This window comes from Desulfatiglans sp., assembly GCA_012513605.1.
GTDB lineage: Bacteria > Desulfobacterota > DSM-4660 > Desulfatiglandales > HGW-15 > JAAZBV01.
Genome location: JAAZBV010000002.1, coordinates 20397 through 47216, shown reverse-complemented (window position 1 = coordinate 47216; position 26820 = coordinate 20397). Strand labels below are relative to the sequence as shown.

At 43.6% G+C, this 26820-nt stretch carries 24 protein-coding genes; 10 read left to right on the top strand and 14 right to left on the bottom strand.

Translation table 11 applies throughout. The features are described from left to right. Positions 1-16 precede the first annotated feature (16 nt). The 4 genes from GX654_00365 to GX654_00350 all read right to left on the bottom strand — a co-directional run bounded on the left by GX654_00365 (position 17) and on the right by GX654_00350 (position 4642). Positions 17-526: a hypothetical protein gene (locus GX654_00365; GenBank protein NLD35305.1), complete on the bottom strand. Its 510-nt coding sequence runs from the start codon at positions 524-526 to the stop codon at positions 17-19. Positions 527-859: 333 nt separating this feature from the next. Beyond that, a complete protein-coding gene (locus GX654_00360) occupies positions 860-2122 on the bottom strand; it encodes a DUF3237 domain-containing protein (protein NLD35304.1) in 1263 nt (420 codons plus the stop codon). Positions 2123-2980: 858 nt separating this feature from the next. Continuing rightward, positions 2981-3904 carry an alpha/beta hydrolase gene (locus GX654_00355; protein ID NLD35303.1) on the bottom strand — a complete coding sequence of 308 codons (924 nt, stop codon included), beginning with the start codon at positions 3902-3904 and terminating at the stop codon, positions 2981-2983. A gap of 468 nt (positions 3905-4372) precedes the next feature. Further along, a complete protein-coding gene (locus GX654_00350; protein ID NLD35302.1) occupies positions 4373-4642 on the bottom strand; it encodes an HU family DNA-binding protein in 270 nt (89 codons plus the stop codon). Between the two features lie 518 nt (positions 4643-5160). Here GX654_00350 and GX654_00345 point away from each other — a divergent pair. Continuing rightward, positions 5161-5328 (top strand): YHS domain-containing protein, encoded by a 168-nt coding sequence (locus GX654_00345; protein NLD35301.1) that lies wholly within the window; start codon positions 5161-5163, stop codon positions 5326-5328. A 75-nt stretch (positions 5329-5403) separates the two neighbouring features. On the opposite strand, the gene GX654_00340 is transcribed toward GX654_00345, so the two are convergent. From GX654_00340 to GX654_00325, 4 genes are all read right to left on the bottom strand, one after another. After that, positions 5404-7161 (bottom strand): efflux RND transporter periplasmic adaptor subunit, encoded by a 1758-nt coding sequence (locus GX654_00340; protein ID NLD35300.1) that lies wholly within the window; start codon positions 7159-7161, stop codon positions 5404-5406. Between the two features lie 18 nt (positions 7162-7179). Then, positions 7180-8562, bottom strand: a complete 1383-nt coding sequence (locus GX654_00335) for a TolC family protein (GenBank protein ID NLD35299.1) — start codon at positions 8560-8562, stop codon at positions 7180-7182. 20 nt (positions 8563-8582) lie between these two features. Then, positions 8583-12377 carry an efflux RND transporter permease subunit gene (locus GX654_00330; GenBank protein ID NLD35298.1) on the bottom strand — a complete coding sequence of 1265 codons (3795 nt, stop codon included), beginning with the start codon at positions 12375-12377 and terminating at the stop codon, positions 8583-8585. A gap of 178 nt (positions 12378-12555) precedes the next feature. Beyond that, positions 12556-12789 (bottom strand): hypothetical protein, encoded by a 234-nt coding sequence (locus tag GX654_00325; protein ID NLD35297.1) that lies wholly within the window; start codon positions 12787-12789, stop codon positions 12556-12558. Between the two features lie 155 nt (positions 12790-12944). Between GX654_00325 and GX654_00320 the strand changes: the two genes are divergently transcribed. The 9 genes from GX654_00320 to GX654_00280 all read left to right on the top strand — a co-directional run bounded on the left by GX654_00320 (position 12945) and on the right by GX654_00280 (position 20145). Then, positions 12945-13268 carry a hypothetical protein gene (locus GX654_00320; GenBank protein NLD35296.1) on the top strand — a complete coding sequence of 108 codons (324 nt, stop codon included), beginning with the start codon at positions 12945-12947 and terminating at the stop codon, positions 13266-13268. Between the two features lie 321 nt (positions 13269-13589). Then, the gene (locus GX654_00315; GenBank protein NLD35295.1) at positions 13590-14663 is read left to right on the top strand and encodes a hypothetical protein; all 1074 of its coding nucleotides are present in this window, start codon (positions 13590-13592) and stop codon (positions 14661-14663) included. Between the two features lie 166 nt (positions 14664-14829). Then, on the top strand, positions 14830-15732 hold the full coding sequence (locus tag GX654_00310) for a hypothetical protein (protein NLD35294.1): 903 nt from the start codon (positions 14830-14832) through the stop codon (positions 15730-15732). Between the two features lie 45 nt (positions 15733-15777). Continuing rightward, on the top strand, positions 15778-16317 hold the full coding sequence (locus GX654_00305; GenBank protein ID NLD35293.1) for a DUF3237 domain-containing protein: 540 nt from the start codon (positions 15778-15780) through the stop codon (positions 16315-16317). Positions 16318-17620: 1303 nt separating this feature from the next. Next, the gene (locus GX654_00300) at positions 17621-18094 is read left to right on the top strand and encodes a hypothetical protein (GenBank protein ID NLD35292.1); all 474 of its coding nucleotides are present in this window, start codon (positions 17621-17623) and stop codon (positions 18092-18094) included. A 327-nt stretch (positions 18095-18421) separates the two neighbouring features. Continuing rightward, a complete protein-coding gene (locus GX654_00295) occupies positions 18422-18772 on the top strand; it encodes a hypothetical protein (GenBank protein NLD35291.1) in 351 nt (116 codons plus the stop codon). A 280-nt stretch (positions 18773-19052) separates the two neighbouring features. Then, positions 19053-19190 carry a hypothetical protein gene (locus GX654_00290; protein NLD35290.1) on the top strand — a complete coding sequence of 46 codons (138 nt, stop codon included), beginning with the start codon at positions 19053-19055 and terminating at the stop codon, positions 19188-19190. Between the two features lie 152 nt (positions 19191-19342). After that, the gene (locus tag GX654_00285) at positions 19343-19657 is read left to right on the top strand and encodes a YbjQ family protein (GenBank protein ID NLD35289.1); all 315 of its coding nucleotides are present in this window, start codon (positions 19343-19345) and stop codon (positions 19655-19657) included. 8 nt (positions 19658-19665) lie between these two features. Beyond that, positions 19666-20145 (top strand): YbjQ family protein, encoded by a 480-nt coding sequence (locus tag GX654_00280; GenBank protein NLD35288.1) that lies wholly within the window; start codon positions 19666-19668, stop codon positions 20143-20145. A gap of 270 nt (positions 20146-20415) precedes the next feature. On the opposite strand, the gene GX654_00275 is transcribed toward GX654_00280, so the two are convergent. The 6 genes from GX654_00275 to GX654_00250 form a co-directional block, all read right to left on the bottom strand. Continuing rightward, positions 20416-21879: a trimethylamine methyltransferase gene (locus GX654_00275; GenBank protein ID NLD35287.1), complete on the bottom strand. Its 1464-nt coding sequence runs from the start codon at positions 21877-21879 to the stop codon at positions 20416-20418. A gap of 87 nt (positions 21880-21966) precedes the next feature. Beyond that, positions 21967-22863, bottom strand: a complete 897-nt coding sequence (locus GX654_00270) for a glycine/betaine ABC transporter substrate-binding protein (protein ID NLD35286.1) — start codon at positions 22861-22863, stop codon at positions 21967-21969. A 32-nt stretch (positions 22864-22895) separates the two neighbouring features. After that, positions 22896-23636: an ABC transporter permease gene (locus tag GX654_00265; GenBank protein NLD35285.1), complete on the bottom strand. Its 741-nt coding sequence runs from the start codon at positions 23634-23636 to the stop codon at positions 22896-22898. Further along, entirely contained in the window at positions 23624-24301 is a 678-nt protein-coding gene (locus tag GX654_00260; GenBank protein NLD35284.1) for an ABC transporter permease, read from the bottom strand. The genes GX654_00265 and GX654_00260 overlap by 13 nt, the downstream gene beginning before the upstream one ends. 33 nt (positions 24302-24334) lie before the next feature. Beyond that, entirely contained in the window at positions 24335-25459 is a 1125-nt protein-coding gene (locus GX654_00255; protein NLD35283.1) for an ABC transporter ATP-binding protein, read from the bottom strand. Between the two features lie 29 nt (positions 25460-25488). Further along, positions 25489-26820 (bottom strand): FAD-binding oxidoreductase, encoded by a 1332-nt coding sequence (locus GX654_00250; GenBank protein NLD35282.1) that lies wholly within the window; start codon positions 26818-26820, stop codon positions 25489-25491.

The window sequence follows — 26820 nt, the reverse complement described above, 5'->3', positions numbered from 1 at the left end:
TTAGAACAACAATTTTCTACTTTATCAGGTTTCCTGCATCATCAATCGGTTTTCCATCCACATTCAGTCTCTGTGTACTGCCCGGTTTGAATTTACTGTACTGCCCGCATAAGGTGATGTCCTGAAAAATTATGGGCTTTTCCTTGTCGTATATTTCAACAAACCTTAAAGGGCAATGGAGCATCATGGCCTTAACAAAGATAATGGTAGACTCTTCTATTATTATTTTTTCCAGGTGTTCCATATCGTGACCCAGATAGAGTTCAACTACCCCGCCCAGTTCACCCCTGTTTAAAGGGTCTGATCCGCAGAAAAACAAGAACTGGTCATAATCGTGATAAAAGGTCTCCCCTTCCATGGTAAATGGGTGGGTAATAAGCCACGAGGCAATATTGAAATTACTCTCTCTATTCTGATTTATGTACAGTATGGAAGGATTATTGGGTGCAGTTCCAAAAAGATTATCAGGAGGTGTTACAACAGCGCTTTTAAAGACATATTTACCAATATCAATATTCATTGACATAAGGCACTCTCCAATTAAGTTTTCGATAATAAATAACAGCGTTCAATATAGGATTCGGGAGCTGCCGCCCTGATCTGTTCCAGGTGGCTTGCCTTAAAAGAGCCTTCTTTGAGCAGCGGGTCATAAAATATCCCGATTTTACCAGTGTGTGCCAGTTTCATATATCGTCTTTACTTGATGAACCCTTTTTCCCAACTCATCCACCGTTCGTACCAAGCTACTGCGGTGGACGAATCGGGCAAAGAATCAAATCTTTAATCTGTAACTAATTCACACCATCTTTCAAGGCTTATAAGTCTACTATCTTTGGTACTTTTTTTGCCTTGATCCTGATCACTTCACGCTTTCATAAAAGGTAAGTGATACACCACCCGAACCCATTCCCGGAGGCGAACTCAGGTACAGCCCGTTGTTCAGATATGCGTATTTGCTGTCCACCCTCGCCTCAAATGTGGGCGCCAGTTTTCCAAACCCTCCGGCATTACGTACAATGATCACCTCACCGTCGCTGGTCTGCCACAAATAGCGCGCATCGATCGTTGCCGGGTTAGAGAGGTTCTGGTAGTCCGCACCCGCAGCCAGCACCTTTCCCTCAATCTTTCCGCTGACTGTCCCGCCGGTGATGGGGATGATGTTGCGGTTGCTCCTGCCTGTCTCTCCCACCATCTGGCCCGGGCTCAGGGTTACATTCTCTTTGATCAAGAGTTCACCCTGTTTCTCATCCATTGATGCCCTACGGTAGTCCCAGGACTGGTCCTGAAACCCCGACGGCTTTGATACCCTGATCGAGTTTACCTCATCCGGCTTCATTGCGACTTTCGATACATCAAATATACTTATCTTCATGGTTCCTGCTTTTAGGTCCAGCTCACGTCTCCCGGCAAACTTCCCCGTGTTCAGCCAGCTATGGCTGCTGGCGCTCGACGCCTCAAATTCCGGCACTATCCTTACATCGCTGGGATCCGCTGCAGCTCCTGCGATCCTCAGGTAGATGTACTTACCATCGTCGGCCTGCAATACGAATATCTCTTCAACCTCCATTGCGCCGTTTGAAAAAGACAACTGAAAGTCCAGGCCCCCGAACATCACTGAACCTTTTATCTTCTCTCCGGTTATTGTTCCCCCCTTAACAACATAAACGACCCTGTCTCCATAGGGAGTCCTGCCCATATTATAGGTCTGATCCAGTTTCATATCAGCAACCAGAACAGGCTTTCCCTGTTCAGGCACAGGTATGCCGTCTGCCATCCCGCATTGCCATGACTTGTGTGGAATCAGTATCTTCTCCATTCCTGTATACTCACCTTCCCCCTGCGTCACCCCTGCCTGAGCCTTTAAACCGCTCTGAGGATAATCAATAACCGTTTTCCAGGCCAGCTCCTGCAGGGCACGATTGAAATTTTCTTCCCGATATTCCGGCTTGCCGGCATTTTTCAGTATACCTGGGACAGGCAGGCCAACCGGGCTCACGCCGTACATGACTGCAAAATGCAGATAGGCGTTCAGGGCAATTACCGGTTCAGTGGGATGTCCGATAACATCTTTGAATACCTCCCCCTGGTCAGTCATACCCGGCATCTCTTTATTATAAATCATTGACCTTAAAGCATTGTGTGCCTGGGCAGTCGGAACAAGGTAAACAACAGTCCTGCCTGCTTCCCGGTTTAGCTTCATGGCCAGCTCTTCGGCTGACCTGTTGTTTTTGATATTGATTTTGGCAATCTCTTCGGGGGTTTTGTTGTAATCAGGTTTGCTTCCGAACATGCCTCCACCAAAACCTCCTGGCCCGCCTGCCCCTTTAGGCGCAGGTTTACCTGCAGGAGGTGCACCCGGAGGAGCGCCTGGAGCGCCGCCTCCTGGGCCTCTTCCGAACATGCCGCCCATCATGCTTTCCATGTCATTGTTATCCACCAGACCCATACCTGGCCATGATATCTGGATATAGAACTTTGTATTCGGGTTATGCTCCAGACCCAGTTTAACAAAGTTGTCAATACCCGGGTCAGGCATGCCGATTGGAGACATGACAAAGGCCTCTACTATTCCCTCCTTAAGGGCCTTTTTCGCCTGATTCTGATCGTCGGGCAAATCCCAGTGCTGTGATGTACGTGACACACCAAGGCGCTGGATGCCCAGGACCTTATGGTCTTTGATGCCGTAGAATCCTGCAATCTCGGCCAGGACAGGGGGCATATCCCACATAAGACTGTGGGATGCGTAAAAGGCGCTCTTTCCATCAGGAACCTTTCCTGTTTGGGCAAGAGATGTCCCTGAAACTATAATTAAAAATAATGTGAATAATAAAAATATCTTTTTCAATCTTTAACCTCCCGGTCTGTTAGTAAAAAAGAGGGAAGAGCATAAATAAGTTATGAGCTGCAGAATAGTTATTTCCTTATTTATACTCCCCCTCTAAATTAAAAAACTGGTACTTTATATGCTTATTGTAGCGTTTTAAGGGATCATCTTTTTTTCATATTTCCACCCTTCACGAGTGCACATACCGCAGTCTGAGCCTGTGAACATCTTTTCACCAGCCTTGTCTTGCTTCAACTGCCATTTCAACCATGCTGTGGCAACCACTCCAAACTCGCCGCCATTCGGCTCATGATATGTACCGCCGTGCCCTACATCATAATTAGCAATGGCCACAGGGACCTTGTCAATCTTTGCATAATCATCAATGGCCTGCGGGTAGGCAATATCAGTCGGCCCACCGATGATATAGATTGTGGGCGAATGCAGTTTTGCAAGGACCTCTTTACCGACTTCAGGCATATTCATGAGCGGGGCACCTGCGCCTGCTTTCGGCGCACCCGCATTAGGCATGCCTTCTTTAGGCATACCCTCTTTAGGTGGCGCCATTTTTGGCCTTCCGCCAGGGCCGAAAAGCCCGCTGTTCATTACCATGAGTGTCTTAATACGGGGATCAGGGGCAACCTCAAGTGCCTGGAGGCCGCCGCAGCTCATACCCGCTACTGCGATCTTTGATGGGTCCAGTTTACCATGGTATTTACTGTCTTTGCGCGTGTTCTCAGCCGTTGCCCAGTCAATGGCCTCAATCATCTGGGCGGATTTAGTGCCGCTGCCCATACCCATCATGCCGCTGCCTTCAGTCTTGGATTCTGCAACATAGGGGCCAAGGGCAAGAACAAGAAAACCATGTGATGCCACTTCAGCGAGGAAGTTGGCGTGCATACGGGAGGAACTGGAGCACCCTCCATTGCCCCATGCCATCACCGGCATAAGATTCGATTTACTAAATGGGCTCAAGTCCTTTGGCCGGTAAATTGTATGATTGGGTAAACTTGCATCACCTTCTACAATTGCCACAGCATAAGGCCCTGAACCCTCTGTCATCGGCCCCATTTTAGGCATACCGGCTGGTGGTTGAGCGAACGCATTCGCTATAATAAAACAAAATGCACATAACAATACACATACAAATCTACTCATACCCTTTCCTCCTGTTTCTATGTTAATAAAAAGACAAGCTGTTTTACTGATTTCCGATCATCCCTGCGACCTTATGTTAAAAAATCAGCCTTTCACTGCTGTTCAAAATGAAAATATTTCTCTTTTTGGTGTGGAGTATATGGCTCCATGTTTTGTATGTCAATATACATTTCTTTTCCTTTCGAGGGGGTAGCCATGTGGAGGGAACAATTAGTGTCGTATTAATGATGTACTGTCAACCATAGACGCATAAAGCTATGACAGGACAAGACGGCGTGAGAGGAAGAGACCATAAAAAAAGCCTTCATCCGGGTAATAAACCCGAGTAAAGGCTTTTTAAGTGAAATATGTTTTCCGGAGTATTGTGTTCCTTGAACCCCTTTCTCCCAACTAGTTCACAGCGTCTTTCAATGCCTTGCCGGCTAAAAACTTCGGAGCATTCTTTGCCTTGATCTTGATTGCCTCTCCGGTCTGGGGATTACGGCCTGTACGCGCCTTCATTTTGTTTACCTTGAAAGTGCCAAAACCGACCAGTGTAACGGTACCCTTCTTTTTAAGTGTTTTGGTAATAGAATCAAAAATACAATCTACCGCTGCTTGTGCCTCTTTCTTTGTGCTTACAACCTTTGCCACTTCATTAATCAAATCGCCTTTGTTCATGTTTTACGCTCCTTTTAAAGTTGTTAATAAAGCTGATAGGGAATTATGGATACTTACAACTAAAATGCAAGCATAAACTGATAAATAATGCACTTTTTCCAATAATAACATAGCTCCTAGCGTTTCTGTTTTATGCAGCAAACAAATGTCAAGAAGTTACCGTTACGAAAGTTACTATTGACATACAACATATCCATCCTTATGTTTTTTTAACAAACTGGATATTTTCCAGTAACTCAGTAAAGTTACATCAGTGAGTACATGAAAGATATGCACATAAATCGGTTTGTATTAAATTTCACAATGAAACCTTATAGTACCGCTTAAATGTGTGCATATTTTAAATTATAGGAAAGGATAAAACAGTGATGAATAAGGCTATCAAACTATTGACCGTAGTAGTGCTGATAACCGGCGTTTATATTCTTGCCGGTTGCGGCTCAGAGAACGACGACCACGCAGGACATGATCATGCGGTTCACAATCATGCTGCCCAGCAGGCCGAAGGTGAGGCAGCAATGACGGGCGAGCAGACACTATGCCCTGTTATGGATGCGCCCATCAATAAGGAATATTTTGTCGAATATAAAGGCAAGATGGTCTATTTCTGCTGTCCCGGCTGCGAAAAACAGTTCCTTGAAAATCCTGAAAAGTATCTCCATAAGCTGCCGCAGTTTAAGCAGTAGGATTTTACAGAGGTTTTTATTGTGGCGTAGGGCCAGAGGCATGGACTTTGCAAAGTGCCTGCAAATGTGATGGGACTAGTGCTGATGCCCCTGAATTTGTTTTGACTTTGATCCGATTTCCCCTTTTCCTCTGACTATCTTTTTTACCTCACCGCAAGTAAGCATTGCATCACCAAAGTAGGGATTCCTTATCTCCTCAAATTCGCTCAGCCAGTATGCTCCCCTGTTATTCAATGCCATTGAACAATATGCCACATAAACAGTCTCTGTCTGTGTCCCGAATGTCTCTATGGTTTCAATAATCTGGTTTGATAACAATGAAAATATTTCACGCTGTTTTTCAATCTCTTCAGCCTGCTGCAATTGTTCCGCGTTTTCTTTTACTTTGGCCTGATGCTCCATCCAGACCGGGTGAGCCTCTTTGCTAAGTAATTTCATCTCCATTTTATTCAGGTTAGTCTCAAGTTTCCTTGCATTGGCTTGTGTCAGTTGAAAATTGCCCTTAACCAGACTGTTTTTTATTTCAAAATATTGGTTTACAAATTCTGACAGATGTTCCTTAAACATATCGGGCACATCAATACTGTCATATGCTTCACGATTCATCATACTGTAGTTGCCGCTTAGTTGCGCTGCCGCATCAATGGCGAAAACCCCGTTCGTAACAATTTCTTCACCTTCGGCCAGACCGCTTTCCACAATATAATATTCACCCAAAAAAGCGCCCAAGGTAATTTCTCGCATTTCAAAGGCGGGAAATTCGGTATTCGTGACCTTCACATATACAACAGAACGTTTGCCTGTCCACAAGAGTGATGATTTCGGGATTACGAGAGATTTATCACTTACTGACAAGCCTGCTTTGACTCTGCCTTTTACAAACATTTCAGGCTTGAGTGTGTTTTGGGGGTTGACCAGTTCAGCCCTGACTGATGCTGTTCTTGTCTGGGGATTGATTAATGGATCTATAAAAGAGATGCTGGAGGTAAATTCCTTCCCCGGGATAGATGCAGCCGTGAAGATAACCTTTTGGCCGACCTTCATAAATGGAAGGTCGCTTTCGTAAGCATCCAGCAAGACCCAGACATTGCTCAGGTCCCCTATTTCAAAAAGAGGTGTGCCTTTATTTACAAAATCGCCTTTGGTAATATATCTTCTTATCACTATGCCTGACTGGTCAGCATAGAGATCAAATTCTGTCAGCACATTTCCACTGTTTTCTATTTCCAAAATCTGCTTTTCGGTAATTTTCCATAAACGCAGTTTTTCCTTTGATGCATTGTAAAGCGCAGGATTAATACCCTTGAGTTTTAAAAATTCGATAAGCTCTTTTTGCGCAGTAACCAGTTCAGGGGAATAGATGCTTGCCAGTTTTTGCCCTTTATTAACCGGCTGCCCGGTAAAATCTACAAAAAGTTTTTCAATCCGGCCTGAATAATTTGCCGTTATTGTTGCCAGTCTTTGTTCATTGATGGCGATTTTACCTGTAAGGTATACTTCGTGTTCAGGCGAAACTGTTTTTACCCTTTGGGTTTGTACGTTTGCCAGCGCTATTGCTTGTGGCGACATTGAATACACAAAGGGACTGCTTTCTTCCGACCCTGATTTTGTAGTCAAGGGGATTAAATCCATTCCGCAAATCGGACATTTGCCCGGTCCGTTTTGACGGATCTGCGGGTGCATGGAACAGGTGTAGGTTGTCTCTTTAACCTGTTCGTGAATATGGGTTTTTTCAGAACAGTGATCTGTTTTAAAAAGCAGCCATCCTGAAAATAGACCAGCAATGAGCACTAGGCCGAATTGAAAAAATTTATTTTTTAATAGTTGTTTCATTTCTGTTCCTTTTAAGTTTTAACGCCCCATCAGCCGTTGTATCATGGCAACTGCTATGTTCCCGTCAATGAGTGCATCCAGATATTTTAAGCGGTAATCCAAAAGCTGCTGCTGCATTCTCAGCACATCTTCAAAACTGCTTCCTTCGGTGGTGTATTGCACCATGAGAATATTCAAGACCTGATCTGCAAGTAAGGTCTGGTCTTGATACAACTTTGACCTGCGCTCTGCATCTTTGTAATCTTTCAGGACATCTTCATAATTCACAATTAACTGGTTACTCACATCCTGCCTTTGTTCAATGACTGATTGACGCATAAAGGCAGATTCATTGACAGATGCTCTATATTTTTTTCGCCAAACCGGAATGGTAACAGTAAACATCGGCATCAGCATATCCTTTCCATTATCCATACTTTCGCTATTGGCCCTCGGTTTGAAAATATCATATTGCAGGCCCACTCCAATCATCGGCAGACCCATTTTCTGATTCATTTTTCCCTGTGCAATGTAGGCTGCCTCTTCCTGTTCCAGCATTTTCAACATCGGGTTATTGTCCCTGATGCTGTCAGGGATTTCATTAAGAGGCGCCGGCAATGATGAAGCCAGGATCGTATCAGGTAATATTACAGGTTCTTCTTTGTATCGGTTGAGCAGTTGATTGAACCGGGCAATGATTGGAATTTTACTATCTCCCAACAGTGAAAGGCTATTTTTGAGTTCGTTAATCTCCATCTGCACACGCAGCACATCAATCATACTGCCGCTGACAACCATATTTTTCATTCCATCTGCTTGCGGCATATTTCCGGAGGAAGAACTCCCGGTTGATGTCTGTCCCCGCATACCCATTCCGCCCATACCGGTTCCCGGAATATTTATGTTTTGATTGCCTGCCCCCCCCATTCTGTCGGAGCTGCCTGAATTGCTGCTGCTCTGTCCGCCGCTTTTAAATTTTGTTATGGCAACCTGCTCCATTGTCTTGAGCAACTCGATATTTTCACTGGTAATGGCAATTTCTTTTTCCAGTAATTGCAAAGCATACCAATTTGCCCGCACTTCATAAAACAGCATTGATTTGGCTTCATTAAACTCTTCAAATCTGGCTTTTGCCATACAGGTCATTTCATCTCTGGCTGCTTCCAGTGTTCCGAACCACGGAAACATCTGCATCAATGAGATTGATCCTGTCTGATCACCAATATAGCGTTCCATCGGCATTATAAAATAACTGAAACCAAGTTGCGGGTCAGGCAGTGAACCGACCTGCGGCACACGTTCCAATGCTGCCTGATACTGCAGGTATTTTGCCTTCAGACTGGGATTGTTTTCTGCCGCAATTACCAGGTAATCGTCTAACAATTTCCCGGTGGCCGTTCCCGAGATGGCAAACAGAAGCAATATGGTTATCATCTTGATTTTCATCTTATATCTCTTTTAGTTAGATATTCCTCCCGGCTGGCGTACAACACGGGAACAACAAACAACGTAATTAAAGCAACTGCCATGCCCCCGAAAGCGGGAATTGCCATTGGTATCATTATATCAGCGCCCCTTCCGGAAGATGTAAGGATCGGCAGTAATGCCAGTAAGGTGGTTGCTGTGGTCATTAAACAGGGTCTTACCCTTTTCATTCCTGCCTCCAGTACTGCTTTCCTTATTTCAAAAATATTTTCAGGCTTATATTTTTTGAAACTCTGCATCAGGTAGGTTGAAATAACCACCCCGTCATCCGTGGCAATCCCGAACAGGGCAATAAAGCCCACCCAGACCGCTACACTCAGGTTATAGGTTTTCATCTGGAACAGTTCCCTGATATTGATCCCAAACATGGAGAAATCCATAAACCAGCTCTCACTATACAGCCAAAGCATTACAAAACCACCTGAAAAGGCAAGGGTAATAGCAGAAAAGATCATCAATGATGTTGAAGTAGAGCGGAATTGAAAATAGAGTATAAGAAAAATAGCTGCCAGCACCAGAGGTACTACGATTGCCAGACGCTTTTCCGCCCTCACCTGATTTTCGTAACTTCCTGAAAATTTATAACTCACTCCTGGTGGAACCTTTAATTCTCCCGAGGCGATTTTTGCTTTCAGAAAATTGTCAGCATGTTCAACTACAGTGACCTCCGAAAATCCGTCTTGCTTATCTAAAAGCACATAACCCACTAAAAATGTATTTTCACCCCTGATCATCATCGCTCCAGGACGATATTCAATTGCCGCAAGATCGCCTAATGGTATCTGTTGCCCGGTGGGTGCGGGGATTAAAACCCGCTTCATAGCCTCAGGATTGTCCCGCCATTCCCTGGCGTATCTTGCCCTTATGTTATACCGCTCACGCCCTTCAACGGTGGTTGTTAAGGGCATTCCGCCCAGTGCCACCTCCAGATACATTTGAACATCGGCAATATTCAACCCGTAGCGGGCAATGGCGGTGCGGTTGATATCAATTTCCAGATAGGGTTTACCCAGACTTCTGTCAGCATAAACCGCTTCCGGTTTTACTGACGGCACCTCTTTAAGCAGTTGTTCAATTTCCAGGCTGAATCCCTCTATGCTTTTGAGGTCAGGGCCAAAGACCTTTAACCCCATTGGCGCCCGCATTCCGGTTTGAAGCATCACCAGACGGGTTTCAATGGGCTGCAGTTTAGGCGCTGATGTTACTCCCGGAATATCGTCAGTGGCATTCACTATTTCATTCCAGATATCATCAGGAGTTTTAATGTGATCCCGCCACTGACGAAAATATAGTCCCTTATTGTCAGGAATGAGTTCACCTTTATTATCTTTAATAAATTTCCTATGTTTATCCACTTTAAATCGAATCGGATAACCGTTTTCATCATTGATGTATTCGGTTTTATAGAGAATAATATTTTCAAACATTGAAATAGGTGCCGGATCAATGGCAGTTTCCGCACGCCCGGCCTTCCCGACTACCATTTCCACCTCCGGGATTGCTTGCACGCGCATATCCAGTTGCTGAACATATTTTATATTGGCTTCTACGCCAGAATGAGGCATTGAGGTAGGCATCAGCAGAAATGACCCTTCATTCAGGGCCGGCATAAATTCCTTCTCGATTCCAGGGAAAGTATGCGACAGGGAACTCCAGACCGGGGTTGTGCGGATGTTCCAGCCTCTCTTGTCCGTCATTTTCGTGATAACACTAAAAACTCTGTCAAACCCCAACCAGATATTCACACCAAACAGAATTATCAATAGAGGCAGAAACAGGAAAATCTTTTTATGCCCCAGGCACCAGTTTAGAATAACAGGGTAGCCGCGGATGAACAGTTTGAAGCCACCCAGAACCACCACGATGATTAAAGCAATAAAGAGAAAATTTAACAGCAGGCTATTTGCTACACCTAATGGCATCCATTCCACAGCTAATAACAGCGATACAGCAATAGTCACAATGGCGATAGTTACTGTATTGTGATAATTATTGATAAAGGTATTTAGATTTTCAGAGGGTAATTTTTGCTCTACTGCAAGGTTTCCAAGGATGTTATTTACACCTAAAATAAATAATACAAAACCGGCCCATATTGACCACCATAAAACGATAATACCTGAGATGGTTAAAAGAATATTCAACGCAGCACGATAAAGGTTTCGAATAGTTTTAAGAGAAAACATCCAATAGGCGAAAGCAGGCATCATGAACAGGGTGATGACCAATGCCGCTGCCAGTGCAAAGGATTTGGTATATGCCAGAGGGCCGAACAGCTTCCCCTCGGCAGCCTGCAGGGTAAATACTGGAAGGAAGCTCACTATGGTGGTTGAAACTGCTGTCAGGATTGCGGAAGCCACTTCAGTAGAGGCATTGTAAACCGTTTCAATCAGTGGCTGACCGGGCGGGGCTTCTTCATTATGCCGCAGGATATTTTCCATCAGAATAATGCCCAGATCCACCATCGTCCCAATTGCGATGGCAATCCCTGAAAGGGCGACAATATTGGCATCTACTTTCAGGTATTTCATCATTATGAAACACATTAACACGGCAAGGGGCAGCAATGCAGAGATCATGAGGGAGGCCCGCAAATGGAACACCATAATAATGATAACAATAATGGTGATCAGTATTTGCAGGCTTATTGCCTCATTGAGTGTGCCGAGCGTTTCATAGATCAATTCGGTGCGGTCGTAAAAGGGAACAATGGTGACTTTTGATACAGTGCCCTCCTCCAGTGTTTTGGAGGGCAGGCCCGGACTTATCTCATTGATTTTATCTTTAACGTTTTGAATTACCTTCAAAGGGTTATCGCCATACCTGGCGATTACAACACCGCCCACGGCTTCCGCCCCGCCCTTGTCAAGGAACCCGCTATGCCCACGAGATGCAGGGCCTATGTTTACTTTGGCAATATCACGGATACGAATCGGAATATTGTCAGTGACCTTAACTACTGCCTGTTCCAAATCCTGTAACCTTTTTACATAGCCTAAACCTCGAACATAGTATTCCACCAGATTCATCTCAACGGTGTTTACCCCGATGTCAAGGTTGCTGCTTCTGATGGCTTCCATGACCATCATCATGCTTACATCGTGAGCTTTCATAGCCACCGGGTCAAGGTCAACCTGATATTCTTTTACAAACCCGCCAATGGAAGCGACTTCTGAAACACCTTCGGAAGCAGTAAGACCATATTTGACATAAAAATCCTGGATGCTTCTCAACTCGTGAGTGTCCCATCCTCCGGCGGGCCTTCCATTTTCATCCCTGCCCTCCAGTGTGTACCAGTACACCTGCCCCAAACCAGTGGCGTCAGGGCCTAAAGCAGGTGAAACACCCTGCGGCAGAATATCTGACGAAAGGGAGTTGAGTTTCTCCAAAACCCTTGTCCTGCTCCAGTAATACTCTACGTTTTCATTAAAAATGATGGCAATGAATGAAAGCCCGAACATGGAGGTGCTTCGCACAGAGGTAACTCCGGGCAGCCCCAGCAATGCAGTGGTAAGCGGATAAGTAATTTGGTCTTCTACATCCTGGGGGCTTCTTCCCATCCATTCGGTGAAAACAATCTGCTGATTTTCACCAATATCAGGAATGGCATCCACCGGGACAGGATCTCTCGGCAGAAAATCAATATTCCAGTTAAAGGGAGCTGTTACAATGCCCCAGGCCACAAACAGCGCAAGTAAAAGCACTGTAATGAGCCTGTTTTCAAGGAAGAATCTTATCAACTTATTAAGCATAATTCAGTCCTTTGAGAAGCGCTTAATATTTATGTTCATTATGGTTTGCGCCTTGTTCGTATTTACAGCACACAGACAGCTTATAAAAACAGCATCATCAGCTCTTTCCTATTCATTTCATTGAGTATTTTGTAACTATCATACAAAATAAAATGAGCAGCGCACACCTGTTTTTTTATTATTCTCTTTTATTGTACGCACTCTCCAATTCAGCAAGGTCAAACTTCTTCATTCTTAAAATGTATCTGTAACCCCATACTTCAAATGAGACCACATCCACATCACCCGAAGGGGTATCATGCAAAGTCGTCATATTGATCACCCTGGGACCATTCCCGAAGACATCACCATAAAATTCAGCCGCCTCCCTGGCCTCCTTGTCAAACCACAAATGTGGAACTATTCTCTGCATACATCCCTCCTGATTAAATTTTGAAATGATATATTAATCACCTGCTCTTTTCGTGTAAATCAGGTGGATACTGTATTCTCAGAAAAGTTATCGTATATATGTTGTCAGTTGGATAAGTGTTTGCGATTTGAATCAATACAATGGGTTTACAGTTAATGGGTTGGAAAGGAAAGGGAAAAGAGGTGGGAGCTGATCGCAATGATGCGCTTGATACTCGATGGTTTACAGGGAATGATAAGGATATGATTTGTAATCTGCTTGACTGCATCCAGGAACCTTTAATATCGCAACGCTGGCCACTCTCCAATACAATTTATGAGTCAGTCGGCATTTCAAATGAATTTGTAATATATCCTGGCGTTACCCACACAATAACTACTGAGATGTTTAATGATCTGCTGCGATTTTTTGAAGCTCATCGTCCTCCGCCAAACAGAGCGAATCCGGCAATTTTCATGCTGTTATTGGATGACAAGTAATAGCAGCAGGCTGATGTAGCAGGAAAATCCAGTGTCTGGCATAACTATTCACAGGGAGATGATAAGCTCAAAGCTGAGGGCTGAGGGCTGAAAGCACATGATTCAAAATTTCCGGCGTCGCCAAGGCTATGCCAGGACAGGCAAGGTTACAGATTCAAAATTTTAATTCACCATTCACAATTCACAATTCACAATTAAGGAAAAGTATATTGACATACAATATCTGCCTTCATATACTCCACGACACATAAAGTTGTATATTATCAATCAACCATTTGTTTTCTATTATTAGAAGACTGCATTGTTCCGGAGGATTCAAAGATGAAAAAAACAGCATTTTTATTACTTACTATTTGTCTTACAGTATTCATATGTGCTTCGGTATCAGGAGCTCAGGCAGGAGAAGCGAGTTGTACCCGCGAGGCGCTTTCAAAGATAACAGACCAGTACTTTGAGTCTATTCAGGCACACAATACATCTGGTCTGCCGCTTTCCTCTACAGCAAAATTCACTGAAAACGGCATTGTAAAAGAGGTTGGGAAAGGCTTTTGGGAAACCGCTGGCAAGCCCCTGCTCAAACGCACCCTGATCGACACCCAAAAATGTACAACAGCCACAATTGCGGTAATAGAAGAACCATTCAGCTCTAAAACAGTTGGAACAGGCATGGGAGGGGGTTTTGGCGGAGGGGCAGCCCCCGGTGGAGCTAAACCGCCGGCAGGAGCACCCAAAACCTTTGCCGGGGCAAAAAAACCCCCTGCAGGCCAGACAGGTGACGGCAATGTTGCTGCCCTGTTTGCAGGCCCCACAGAATTGCCTAAAGAGGGGACAGTCCGCCCGATCCTCTTTGCAAACAGGCTTAAGGTTGAAAATGGCAAGATTACCGAGATTGAGACTATCATAGCCAGAGAGAGGGATTTTGCATTCAATCCTCAGAAGGTACTTGAAACAAAAGACCAGGACTGGGATACGATTTTACCTCCCGAAAAACGGGCGCCCCGCAAGGTCCTGGCGAATGCTGCTGATAACTATTTTGCACTGTTCGCAGAAGGCTCTACCGCAAGCGTACCATTTGCAAAGGTGTGTGACCGCTGGGAGAATGGTTTTCTGACAACTGGGATGGACCATGACTGTTCGCCCGTGACCTTCATAAAACGAATGGGCTCGAGTATGAATCATGGACCGAGGCGCGTATGGGTAGATACTGAAAAGGGGATATCCATTGCATTTATGGCATTTTTAGGAGGAGACTCAGTAAGTGAACAAAGCCCCACAGGAGCAGGTCTTATGGATTGCCATATGTTCAGGGTAAGAGATGGTGAGGTAGATCTGATCCATTCGATTGTCGGGCCCCGCGCTGCGTCAATGGGCTGGCCACTTGAACCGATTGAATAGGATATTAACCGCCTGAAACCGGATAACGCCCTGACTGCTATGTCAGAGAATGATCCCGGCATATTTTTAAAGCCGGATAATTCAAATGACAATTACTTCAGGGCGTTTTAAAGGATAGATATTTGATATGCATTGATCCTGTATTCAGATTACCATGGAGAGATATATGTATAATACACATCCTTCTCACAGAGTAATAACGATTGCCGCGTTTTTCTTAATCATTAACCTCTTTTCAATTCAAACCGCGCCTGCCCAGGAGTGTGACAGGGAGTGCCTGAAAGGGATGATTACTCAGTATATTGATGCCCTGGTGGGGCATGACCCCTCAATGCTGCCACTGGCTAGTGATGTCCGTTTCACAGAGGACTCAAAGATCATGAAACTTGGCGAAGGGCTGTGGAAGACCGTGACATCAAAGGACTCATTTCGCCATGATTATCTGGATACGAAAAAGCAGGTTGCAGCCACGCATATCGTTGTTCGCGAAGGTAATAACCAGGCGCTCTGCTCTGTGCTGCTTTATGTGAAGGATATGAAGATCACAGGTATTGAAACCCTTATTGAGCATATTACACCTGAGTCACGCATCAAGCCGAATCAACTGGGCGCACCCATCAGCGGGATGAATGACCCGGTTCCAGCCGGTAAAAAACAGTCGCGCGAATCCCTGATAAAGATCGCCCTCACATACACAGAGGGTCTTCGCATAGGCAATTTTACTGATGCAGGGACACCCTTTGCCCCGGAAACCTACCGTGTTGAAAACGGAATAATAATGGCCGGTAAGGGAAGCAAAATGGAGAATAGCGGGATGTACGAGCAGTACATCACTCTGCACCCGGGCATCATAGCGAGCGTAGCCGCAGTGGACGAAGAGATGGGCATAGTATTACTCTGGATGAATTTCGGTCACACCGGTTCAAACTACGGTGAAGGCAACGCGCTCGTGACCTTTGAGGCCTTTAAAATCTGGGGCAATGAAATTCACTCTGTACTTGCATTTTTCCGTTCCATGCCCATCTCTACAGCGCGCTTCTGGCCTGCAATTGACCCGATTCCCAGGTAAAAGAAAAGTTATATTAAGCAACCCTTTATCATTGGAGGAAAGATCATGAAAAGATTCTTTATTGCGCTTATAGCACTTTCCGTATTCGTTTTGCCCTCAACAAATACACCGGCAGATGACCTGCTGCCTAAACCCGATCTGGAATTTTTATTTGAAGTAGCGGCAACGCTGGCACCACCACAGGAGCTGGGTAAAACCACATACGGTAACCGCAGGATAATCAATATTACAGGCGGTACTGTTACAGGCCCTAAAATTAAAGGAGAGGTACTGGCTGGCGGAGCAGACTGGCAGATAGTTCGCGAAGACGGCACTGCTGATCTCATGGCCAAATACAGCCTGAAGACCGATGATGGCGTGATCATCCTAGTAGAAAACACAGGTATAAGGACTGCGCCTAAAGAGGTACTCGCCCGCCTTGCAAAGGGCGAGAATGTGCCTCCCTCAGAGTATTACATGCGCACCTCGGCAAAAATGGAGGTAAAAGCAGGTAGCAGATACGACTGGCTCAATAAAGCTGTTATTATATCCACGGGTATGCGAAAGGCCAACAGCGTGGTCATACATTTTTACAGGGTTTTGTAGCTTAAGTTAATATTTTCGTAAACACGATAAAGTATATTTTCACCACGGAGTACATCCGCCTTCGCTGAAGCTATGGCGGGACAGGCGGAGAGCACGGAGAAATACCTTTTATTTTAATATTAATAAATATTTTTTTCTTAGCGCCCTTTGCGTCTTTGCGGTTAAATTATATTCCTTTACTTCAACTATACAAGAGCACAGAGAGAACGAAGTAAAAGTCGGGAAGATAAAATCTCCTTGAACTCCGTGTCCTCCGTGGTTAGCTATAATAATGTATGTTATATGTTACTGAATTCATGAATTTCAGATCGAGCTTGTACCCATTTTTAATACCTTTAAAAAGGGGCATAAAATCTGGCTGCAGATAGCCTGTGAGAATAAGGATTATAACCAGTGGGACTCGAAAAGCTCCTATGTCACTGATCCTTCTCCACTCTCAATTGATATCACCGTTTACCATAACAGGGAGTACCCGTCTCACCTTGTATTACCGGTGGTGAGGGATATGGAGAAATGCATAAAGGTCAAATCACCTTTATGTGACTTTCTGCCGTATTAAAAGTAAGAGGTGGAAAGGGGTAGTGGAAAGGTTAATCAAACTATTGGATTTACTTTTTTACCTACGTACCCTTTTTGACACTGTCTTCATTGAGCATCCGCAGCTTTCGGCTATGCCGGTTTGATTTATCCCCAGGCTATAAAGCCTTAGGATTTCTAGATATTTGGTCATGTATATGACCTCCTTAATAATGAATTTACATCGAATCTCGATGCATTAACCCATTATAAAGTCTCTTATGCGGTTTGGAATCAGACCGGATTGTCTGGAACATTCAACAGGAATAATTGGAACTTTTCAGCCGGAATGGTTGGAACCAATGACCGGTCTCACTGGGAAAAATGATGCGGAATATCCATTAGCAAACTGTAGGTTGTTAGTTGTCTTAACTTCAGTCTTCAACTTGCTTTTTTCAGTTCTTCAGTCCCACACTGATAACCCCGTTTTTTTGTACGGCCATGCATCAAACCAGGTTGGTTTTATATGATATGGCAGGAAAAATAAGCTGCCCCGCTGCAAGCAGCGGGGCTTATAAAAGATGGACTAAATCTAATCAAAATGTTGAGTTTTGCAGTAGATCAATACCTCGCTCAGAAATGATAAATAAAAACGAGCTGAAATATTTTAATCAGTATCATCCATTTTTTTATTCAACACATTGTCATTTTTTCTTACCAGGAACCTCATAAAGAAGATAAGCATGAAAACCCATAAAATCGAAGTTACCATGCGAAAGGGAAGAATATGATGAAATACTTCACTCTTGATAGGTGGATTGCCGACCAAGATCTCGATGCCGACAGCTCGGAAAATTTGCGAGCCTACGAGGACTATGAAAAATATCTATCAGGAATACAAGCAAGGTTGCCTAATGGTCTACAATGGCTATTGTCAGAATTCTGCCTGGTCGATGCTTCCCTTCGGGAAGTCTCTATCGATATACCATCGTCAAAGGCAAGCCTGCGATTTGATGCTGGCGATGTAACCATGCAAGGGGGCCGAGATATCACTCTGCATTATAGAGGTGTTGTGGCTGTTCGTTCTACTGGAGACCCTGAAAAAGGTCTACCTGGGCCTTGCGGCTTTGGCGACTTGGGCAATGATGAATTGGAACTACTGAACGATGGTCTCATCGAACATAGGTTTATCTTTTCTAGTGGTATTCAACTTATGCTTCGCTTTGATACAGCAGAGTTGGAAGAAAACCAAGAAAGATAGTATCCTCTATGGAAACGACCAAACTTAGGAAAGGACGCACAACATGCTGCTTGTAAGGAAGCGTAAAAATCACGCTCCCCACAGCAGCGTCGTTAGCCATGTGAACTATGAAAATATTTGACCTTTTATATCAAATTGAGAGACGCCCAAGTTTATATTTCAGTAAAGTTAATATATTGGCTTTGGAATCCTTCTTACATGGATATTTGGCTGCACATGATTGTTTAGAACAGGACGAAAAATGTGATGTATGCGAATTTCAGGAATTCAATGACTGGGTCAAGTGTAGACTTCACTCTGAAAAATATAGTCGCTTGGAGGAGTCTATTGCTTGAACACTTTGATGAAAAGGAAGCTTTCAAAAAGTGTTTTGAATATATAAATGAATTTAAAATACGTAAATTCAGCCTTATTGCTGAAATAAGAGATATTATGCTTAGGCAACGTTCTGCAAATAGTGAAGAAGAAAAAGAGACGATATATACTACAACAATACGTCTCGGCAAATATACTCAAGACCCTGGCTATTGGGTCAAGTTTAAAAAACCAGATATTAGCAGATTAAGTGGTTTTTATAATGATATTGAGTTTTTTGAGAGTCTTATTGGAATCTCAAGAGAAGATTGGATATTTAGCCATTTTGGCAATGTTGCCAAAATTGCTAAATGCTATATTTAAAAGTCAACATAATGGCTTTTTGTGTTTTTATAGGTCAGACTTTTTGATTTGTATTACCATTAAAATCATGAAACAGGCAAAATATTTTTTCTTTTTTTATGAGTTGAGGGTGGATTATCTGATTTCGCTTTTCCATCCTAGCCAGTGTATAATGCGATGGAGGCGAGGCAGGTCGGGTAATGACAGGGAAAAATGGCCATGACCATCATCAAGCAAGTGTAAACTGGAGCCGGTATAAACAAGAAGGGTAATTATACAAATGCGGTTGCAGGGGCAACCTATGTGGTTACATCCTGCATCACCATATGCGGGCAGGCACGGAGGCCTGCCCTACAGTTATACCCAATTCTATGAGATACACCTTATGCCCTTTGCTACCATTCAGTCATTTATACTGCTACCCGAAAATTGTTTTTAGACAAGAGTGATCTGACTTATCTATCAATAATAAATATCTTATAATTACCCCCTCTTTTAGGCTTTGGATAGTATCAGCTTGACACCCAGCGCTTTTTTGCACAGTATGATTTTGCATTTCAATTCATTTTCAACCTGAAACTGGAGGCAATTATGATTCTGACCAACATTGAAGAGGTTCCTGGCAAGACAATAGTTGAACACTATGGGCTGGTATCAGGGAGTACGGTTCGCGCCAAACATTTAGGAAGGGATATAATGGCAGGGCTGAAGAACCTTGTTGGTGGAGAACTCAAGGGGTATACCGAGCTGCTTGAGGATGCAAGGGAACAGGCAAAGGAGAGGATGATAGCACAGGCAAGGGAAATGGGGGCCAATGCAGTCATAAACATAAGGTTCAATACCTCATCAATTGCCCAGGGTGCCAGCGAGTTATATATCTACGGAACAGCCGTAAAGGTTGCATAGGTAATCATATGTCCGAAATTACAGGTATAATAATTTATCTGGGAATCCCGGTTGCATTAATTATCATTGCCCTTTTTACCGGAACTATCATAGAAAACAGACACTATCAGTCGATCGACAAAAGAGAAAAGGAGCTTGCCCATATTGCACTCCTGAACGGTAAAAGATATCCCGATGAAGACAGAGTAACCAGTGCAAGATTTGTCAGCGGATCAGTCGTAATATCTTATGATTATTTCAAAAGGTTCCTTGCAAGTTTGAGGATGATATTCGGGGGCGAGGTTAAATCATATGTAAGCCTCCTGGACAGAGGCAGGAGAGAAGCGATCCTGAGGATGAAGGGAAAATGCAGGGAGGCCGATCTCATAGTAAACCTCAGAATCGATACAAGCAGTATATCAAAGGGCACACAAAAAAAGGGCATCGGCTCTATTGAGGTCTTTGCCTATGGCACAGCCATATACTATTCAGAAAAAACAGGATCATGAGAATAGTTAATAAAAGGGCTGTAAAAACATTGGAACTACCTCCCAAACAGGTTCTTAGGCGCCTTTTCGCATCCTGTATAAGTTTTTCAGTGGCAACAGGCTCTGGTTTGAACTACTTCAGCCACCTCTGGTGATACCTCCTTTTTTTGGCAATCTCAAGTGCAGTACCGCAAGCATCCACATCTAACTTGTTTGCAGAAACCCCTTTAACAACCCATTGACCCTAAAAAAAATGATTTTATTGCAGGTCAGGGCGTATTATTTTCCTGCTCATATTTTCCTATCCAACAGGATATTGAACTTTTTTCTAATTTCCGTATCAATATCTTCAGGAATATAACTCCGGGAGGGTTTATCAAGAATTGATCTTGCTATTTTTCTTGCCCTCTTGCTAATATCCAGGCCTCCATCTTTCTTCCATCCTGACCTGCTTTTCTTGTCAGTCACACCGTTTCCCATATAATATTCATCATAAAGGTGTTCCATGGTGTGTGCGGACATCATAAAATTACCGCCTGCTCCTACTTCTTCAATAACATCCAGTGCCATGTGTTCTTCATCACAGTTTATTCCTTTGAGTACTTTACAGGCATTGCCTATGATCTCATCATCAATAACAAACTGCTCATAGGCTATCGTAAGCATGGATTCAAGCATACCCGCAGCATGATGAACATAATTTGACCCTCCCATTGCGGCAAGGAGGGTAGTAAATGCCTTTTCGTATCCTGCCTGCCCATCGGGTATTTTTGAGTCTGTAAGGCCCGATGAATTATAATTGGGTATTTTTACATAATCAGATAACTGATGGACCGCAGCATTCATCATTCCGCATTCAACGGCACCTCCCAGATATCCCATTGTCTTGAGGTTAGCCATCCCGGGTATTCCTCCGTAAAGGATTGGCGCCCCAGGATTTGTAAATTGGCATATAGCTATCCCTGCGAGTTGTTCAGCGTGCAGTTGGGCGAGGGTTCCGGCCATGGTTAATGGTGATGTTGATCCCGCCATTGGTGCGCATGAAAGGACAACCGGAATACGTTCCTTAACCGCTTCACGCATGATATGGGTAGACTGGGTGCACAGCTTCAGGGGGCTGATGGCAAAGCATGTTATCATTGATATAAAAGGTTTTGCCTTAAGTTTTTCCTTTCCGCCGGCAATTATTGACGCCATATTGATAACATCAGCCAGTCCCTTCTCATCATTGACTCCTGACATCACATGTTTTGATGTTGCTGACAAACATGCGTAATACATGTTTATATCATAATCCGCTTTATCAATATCAGTAGGGATACATGGCCTTACAAGAAAATGTATGTTTTCAAGTTTATCTACCAGCCGTGAAACCATCTCCAGGTCTTTCAATGTTGTCGGTCGAACCTCATCTGTATCCATATCAATTATTTTTACTGCTGCGCCGCCTGTTCCCATATAAACCTTGTCTTTGGTTAAACACAGGTCATTTTCCTCCTTGCTCCCATAGAGCACAACCTTTTCCGGGGCCTTTGAAACAGCTTCAGCAATCATATCAGGGGAAAATCTGATAATCCTGTTCTCCGTATCCAGTTTTGCGCCATTTGAACCAAGTAATTCTGCTACCTCTTCCAGCCCATGTTCAAATTTCATCCCTGTTTTTTCAAGGATGGACAGAGCTGCCCCGTGCAGTTTTTCAACCTGCTGGGGTGATAAGGGTTTATACTGTCCCCCTGAAAGTCCTGATAAATTCATTTTTTCCTCCTGTTTAATATTTACTATTAGTTATTACAGTCAGGTTCCCCGGTTTTCACTTGAACCCTCGACCCCTTGAACCCTTTTCTAAAATATAATCCCCTGATCCTTTAACCATTTCAGTCCGACTTCACTGATTTCCTTATGTTCAATATCCACCATTGCATTCAGACGCTGCATTTCCTTAGTAGTAAGCTTTTCAGCAACAGGCTTAAGGATATCTTTTATTTCCGGATATTCATCCAGCACATCTTTTCTGATGACAGGTGCAGGATTATACACAGGAAAATACCCTTTATCATCCCTGAGAACAACAAAACCAAATGAAGATATTCGACCGTCCGTTGCAAAGCCCATTGATACATCGATCTGACGCTCCTTCAATGCTTTATAGACAAGACCGTCATCCATCTTTATCAGTTTATTGTAAGGTATGGAGAAGCCGTACATTTTCATGAGAGGCTTAAATCCGTCAGGGCGCTCCCAGAACTCGGCGCCCACTCCCACAACAAGTTTCTTCTTGTTTCTGTTTATATAATCACCCAGGTCACTTATGCTTTTTATGCCCAGGTTTTCTGCCTGTTTATTTCTCATTAGCAATGTATATGTGTTATTGAATTGAACAGGATCAAGCCAGATCAGACCCTTAACTGAGTCGGTGTTTTTAACCCAGTCATAGCATTTATCATGATCGGTCATGATGTCCCTGTCTTTCTGCTTGTGGTATATCGTGTATGCAGTCCCTGTATACTCATAATAGAGATCGATCTGGCCCTTTTCAAGGGACTGTCGCGCAACTGTTGAGCCTACGCCTGTCCGCATTTTCACATCAAAGCCATTCTTTTCAAGAAGTATTCCGGCCAGTTCAGAAAGAATATGCTGTTCGGTAAAGTTCTTTCCTCCAATTACTATTTTTTTCTCTGCATATGCAGTTATTGAAATGGAAAAAATAGAAAACAATAAGACCGGTATAAAAAGAAACATATTTTTAAATCTATTCATATCATATTTCCATACTAAACAGCTTTTTCATCAAGTCTAAGCCCCTTTGGAATGATTAAGAAGCCAAGAAGCCCACAAAGATAATCCGCAAAGAGGGCAAGCAGGGTTGTTGGTATTGCGCCTGCCAGAATTTTATCCATTCTCATTAGTGAGATACCTGTGAAGATATGGTCTCCAAGTCCGCCAGCACCAATTAAAAAGGCCAGGGAGGCTGTTCCTATATTTATTATAAGGGCAATCCTGAACCCAGTGAGTATCACCTTCATGGCATTAGGTATTTCAATCTGAAAAAGTATTCTGCATTCAGACATACCGATTCCCCTGGCCGCATCAATGATCCATGATTGCACAGAGGATATCCCTGCCAGTGTATTCCTGGCAATGGGCAGAACTGAATATATACAAAGCGCAAAAACCGCAGCCTTAAAACCTATTCCAATAAAGCTCATAGAAATGGCTATGACCGCCAGGGAAGGTACTGTCTGTCCCAGACCCACAATATACATGACGACCCCTGAATATTTTTTAAACTTTGGTCGGGTAAAGATAATGCCAATTGTCAACCCGATAAATGCAGCGGCAGAGATGCTTACAATCACCATGTTTATATGCTGCAATATAAGGTTTATGGTGAAACGCATCTCAAAGGGATCAGAAAGATATTTTATAAATCCGGCCCTTTCAATGAATACTCCCGCAGCGACCAGAATCACCAGCAGTGTAAACCTGTATGCCTTAAATGTTAACAGATGCATTTGTTTCGCTCCCTTGAGACAATAAGTCCCTTTGGGGTCAGTAACCTTTCAACAAGCGCCATAAATAAATCAACAAATATTGCAAGCAATGCCACCAGGAGGGCACCTGCAAGTATCATCTCATCATATGCCCTGGCTATACCCTGCTGTATAAAGACACCAAGTCCGCCAGCCCCGATATAGGCTGCGATTGCCGCTATGCCAATATTCATAACAGCCGCGGTTCTTAATCCTGAAATTATAACCGGAACAGCCATTGGAATTTCTATCTGCTTCATTCTTGACCAGCTTCCCATCCCGATTCCCCTGCCTGCTTCAATAAGAGACGGCGGTACATTTTTTACGGCAGTATAGGTGTTTCTAATAATTGGCAACTGGCTGTATAGTACCAGTGCTATGATGGCCGGCACCTTTCCAAGGCCATGGCCGAACATGGATAAAAAGGGAAGCATGATTCCGAAAAGCGCAATTGACGGAATTGTCATAAGAATATTTGCTGTACTGATAACCTTTTCAGCAACTCGATCATTTCTTGTTATTGCAATACCCGCAGGAACCGCAATGAGCGTGGCAATAAAAACAGAGAAAAATACAATCCAGATGTGTTCCAGGGTCAGAGCCCAGCACCTGTCTGCGTTTTTATATATATAATCCAAAATACTCATGTTATTGACTCATGCTTTTCATATGTGCGGATATTATAATTTATTTTTTTTGTAGATATCCCTGATACATCTCTGGATATCCCTGTAGCTGATAGTCCCTGATATAAGACCTTCACTGTCAACAACAGGAAGATGCCTTACTTTACTTACCAGCATGTGGGACATAACATCTCTAAGGCTTTCGTCTTCATGGATAACCCTGGTAAATGGTCTTGTTACGTTTGTGACTTCTGTATCAGTATCTTTTAGCGCCTCGTCATTCACATATCCTTCCGGTCTGCCTTCATAAATAACAATCATAAATTCCAGGTTGTTGTTTCTCAGTTTATTATGGGCGCTCTGCGTATTTTCATTATTAGAGACAACATTTTCATGAACCGCCATCATGGCATCACTGACCTTTAAAATGGCGAGGAGCTTAAGAGTCCGGTCAGAACCGACAAAATCAGATATATACGTATTGGCCGGACGTGTGAGAATTATTTCAGGGGTATCATACTGAATCAGTTTTCCTGCCTGGAATATGGCTATTTTATCACCCATTTTTATTGCCTCCTGAATATCATGGGTGACAAAGGCAATGGTCTTCTTCAGTTTTTCCTGGACTGCCAGGAATTCATTCTGGATATCTTCTCTGTTAATAGGGTCAATAGCCCCGAAAGGTTCATCCATTAAAAGTATATCAGGATCAGCAGCAAGACATCTTGCAACTCCAACTCTTTGTTTTTGTCCCCCCGAAAGCTCTGTCGGATACCTCTCTTTTACTGCATCCGGGTCCAGTCTCAACATGAAAAGAAGTTCGTCAACACGCTCTTTGATCCGCTTTTCATCCCATTTTAAAAGACGGGGCACAACCGCTATATTTCCATATATGGTTTTATTTGGAAATAGTCCTATCTCCTGAATAGCGTATCCCATGGACTGCCTTAGCTTCACACCATTCCATGTCGTTGTATCCTGATTATTTATGAGGATGTTTCCACGTGTAAGGGGGATAAGCCTGTTTGTAAGCCTGAGCAGTGTAGTTTTACCACAGCCTGATGGGCCCAGAAATACAACCAGATCTCCCTTTTCAATCTTGAAAGAGATATCTTCAACTGCATTTACCGCGTCACTCCCCTGTCCGAAGGTCTTGTATACATGGTTATACTGAATCATCGTTGGTTATGAACTACAGGTTAAACAGCTCAACTCCATGGAAAAGGGCTGTTGGATTCCGGCAGCAGCTCCCCTGTCTCGTATCTTTTAAATCTGAAGGGATCGAGGAGACTCTGTTTTTCTCCAAGGATTTCCTTTGCTACCAGTTGTCCGACACCTATCATCTTGTAACCGTGACTGGAGTCCGCTATGAAATAGCAATTTTCATTAAATACATCAAAGACAGGAAAGTTGTCCGGTGTAAAGGCGCCGAGTCCGCCTGATGGTTCTTTCTTAAATTTAAGATACTGATCTTCATATCTTTTCTGGCAGTGGGCAAGGGCAGATGTCCATGTATGGGCAAATTCAGCCCCTACAATAAAATCAGGGGAGTCTATACCATATGGGTCTACTGCAACTCTATTGCTTGTTACAAGTTCCGGTGTTGTACCGCCCTGAATACCTTTGAAATGATAGTCAGGCTTATAGTAAATACCCCACATTCGATCTGTTATCAGGCTATTGTCTTCGCTTGAATAAAGGGGCGAATCAGTATCAAGATGAATTACCGGAGGCATCCTGCCTCTATTGTCAAGTCCATAATCGGGCTCAACGCCAAGGGTTCCTTCCTGTAAAGACCAATAGGTCCACATCTTTATTTCAGGATGCACCTTTCCATCCAGACCCTTTACTTTTATCGTATCCGGCAAACCCAGCATTTCCCAGAAACTGTTTGCCCAGGGACCGGCGCCTATAATTGTATAATCGCATTTGAAATGGCCTTTTGTAGTTTCAACTCCCGAAATACACCCATTGCTGGCAAATCCTATTACCTCGCATCCTGTCAGTATCCTCACTCCCAGGTTCTCTGCCTTGTCAGCAAGGCGATAGAGTGCCTTTGTGTTGTTTGCATAACCGCCTTTTTTTTCATGAAGGATTGAGGTTACACCCGGTGCCTTCCAGTCACTGAAGACATTATTCTTCATATATTCAAGGCAGTCATTTTCTCCTTCAATAAACTCTGAGTCATAGCCAATGTTCTTCTGCCTCTCATATATGTTGTTAACATCTTCATGCATCGATTCCGGCGAAATCTGCATATAACCTACTGGAAGGTACCCGTATCCTCCTGCGTCCTGTTCCCATATACCCACGCTGTGTGCAATCAATTCCTGCATGGCCGGCTGAAAGTAGTTGTTGCGGATTACTCCGCATGCGATTCCTGATGCGCCGGAGCCTATTGCTGATTTATCAATAAGAAGGATATCTCTCCCTGTACCTTTGTTTTTTATTTTCAGCTCCAGAGCCAGATGATAGGCTGTACTGAGGCCGTGCATTCCTGCTCCTATAACAATATATTTGTAGTATGTTTCAAGTGTCAT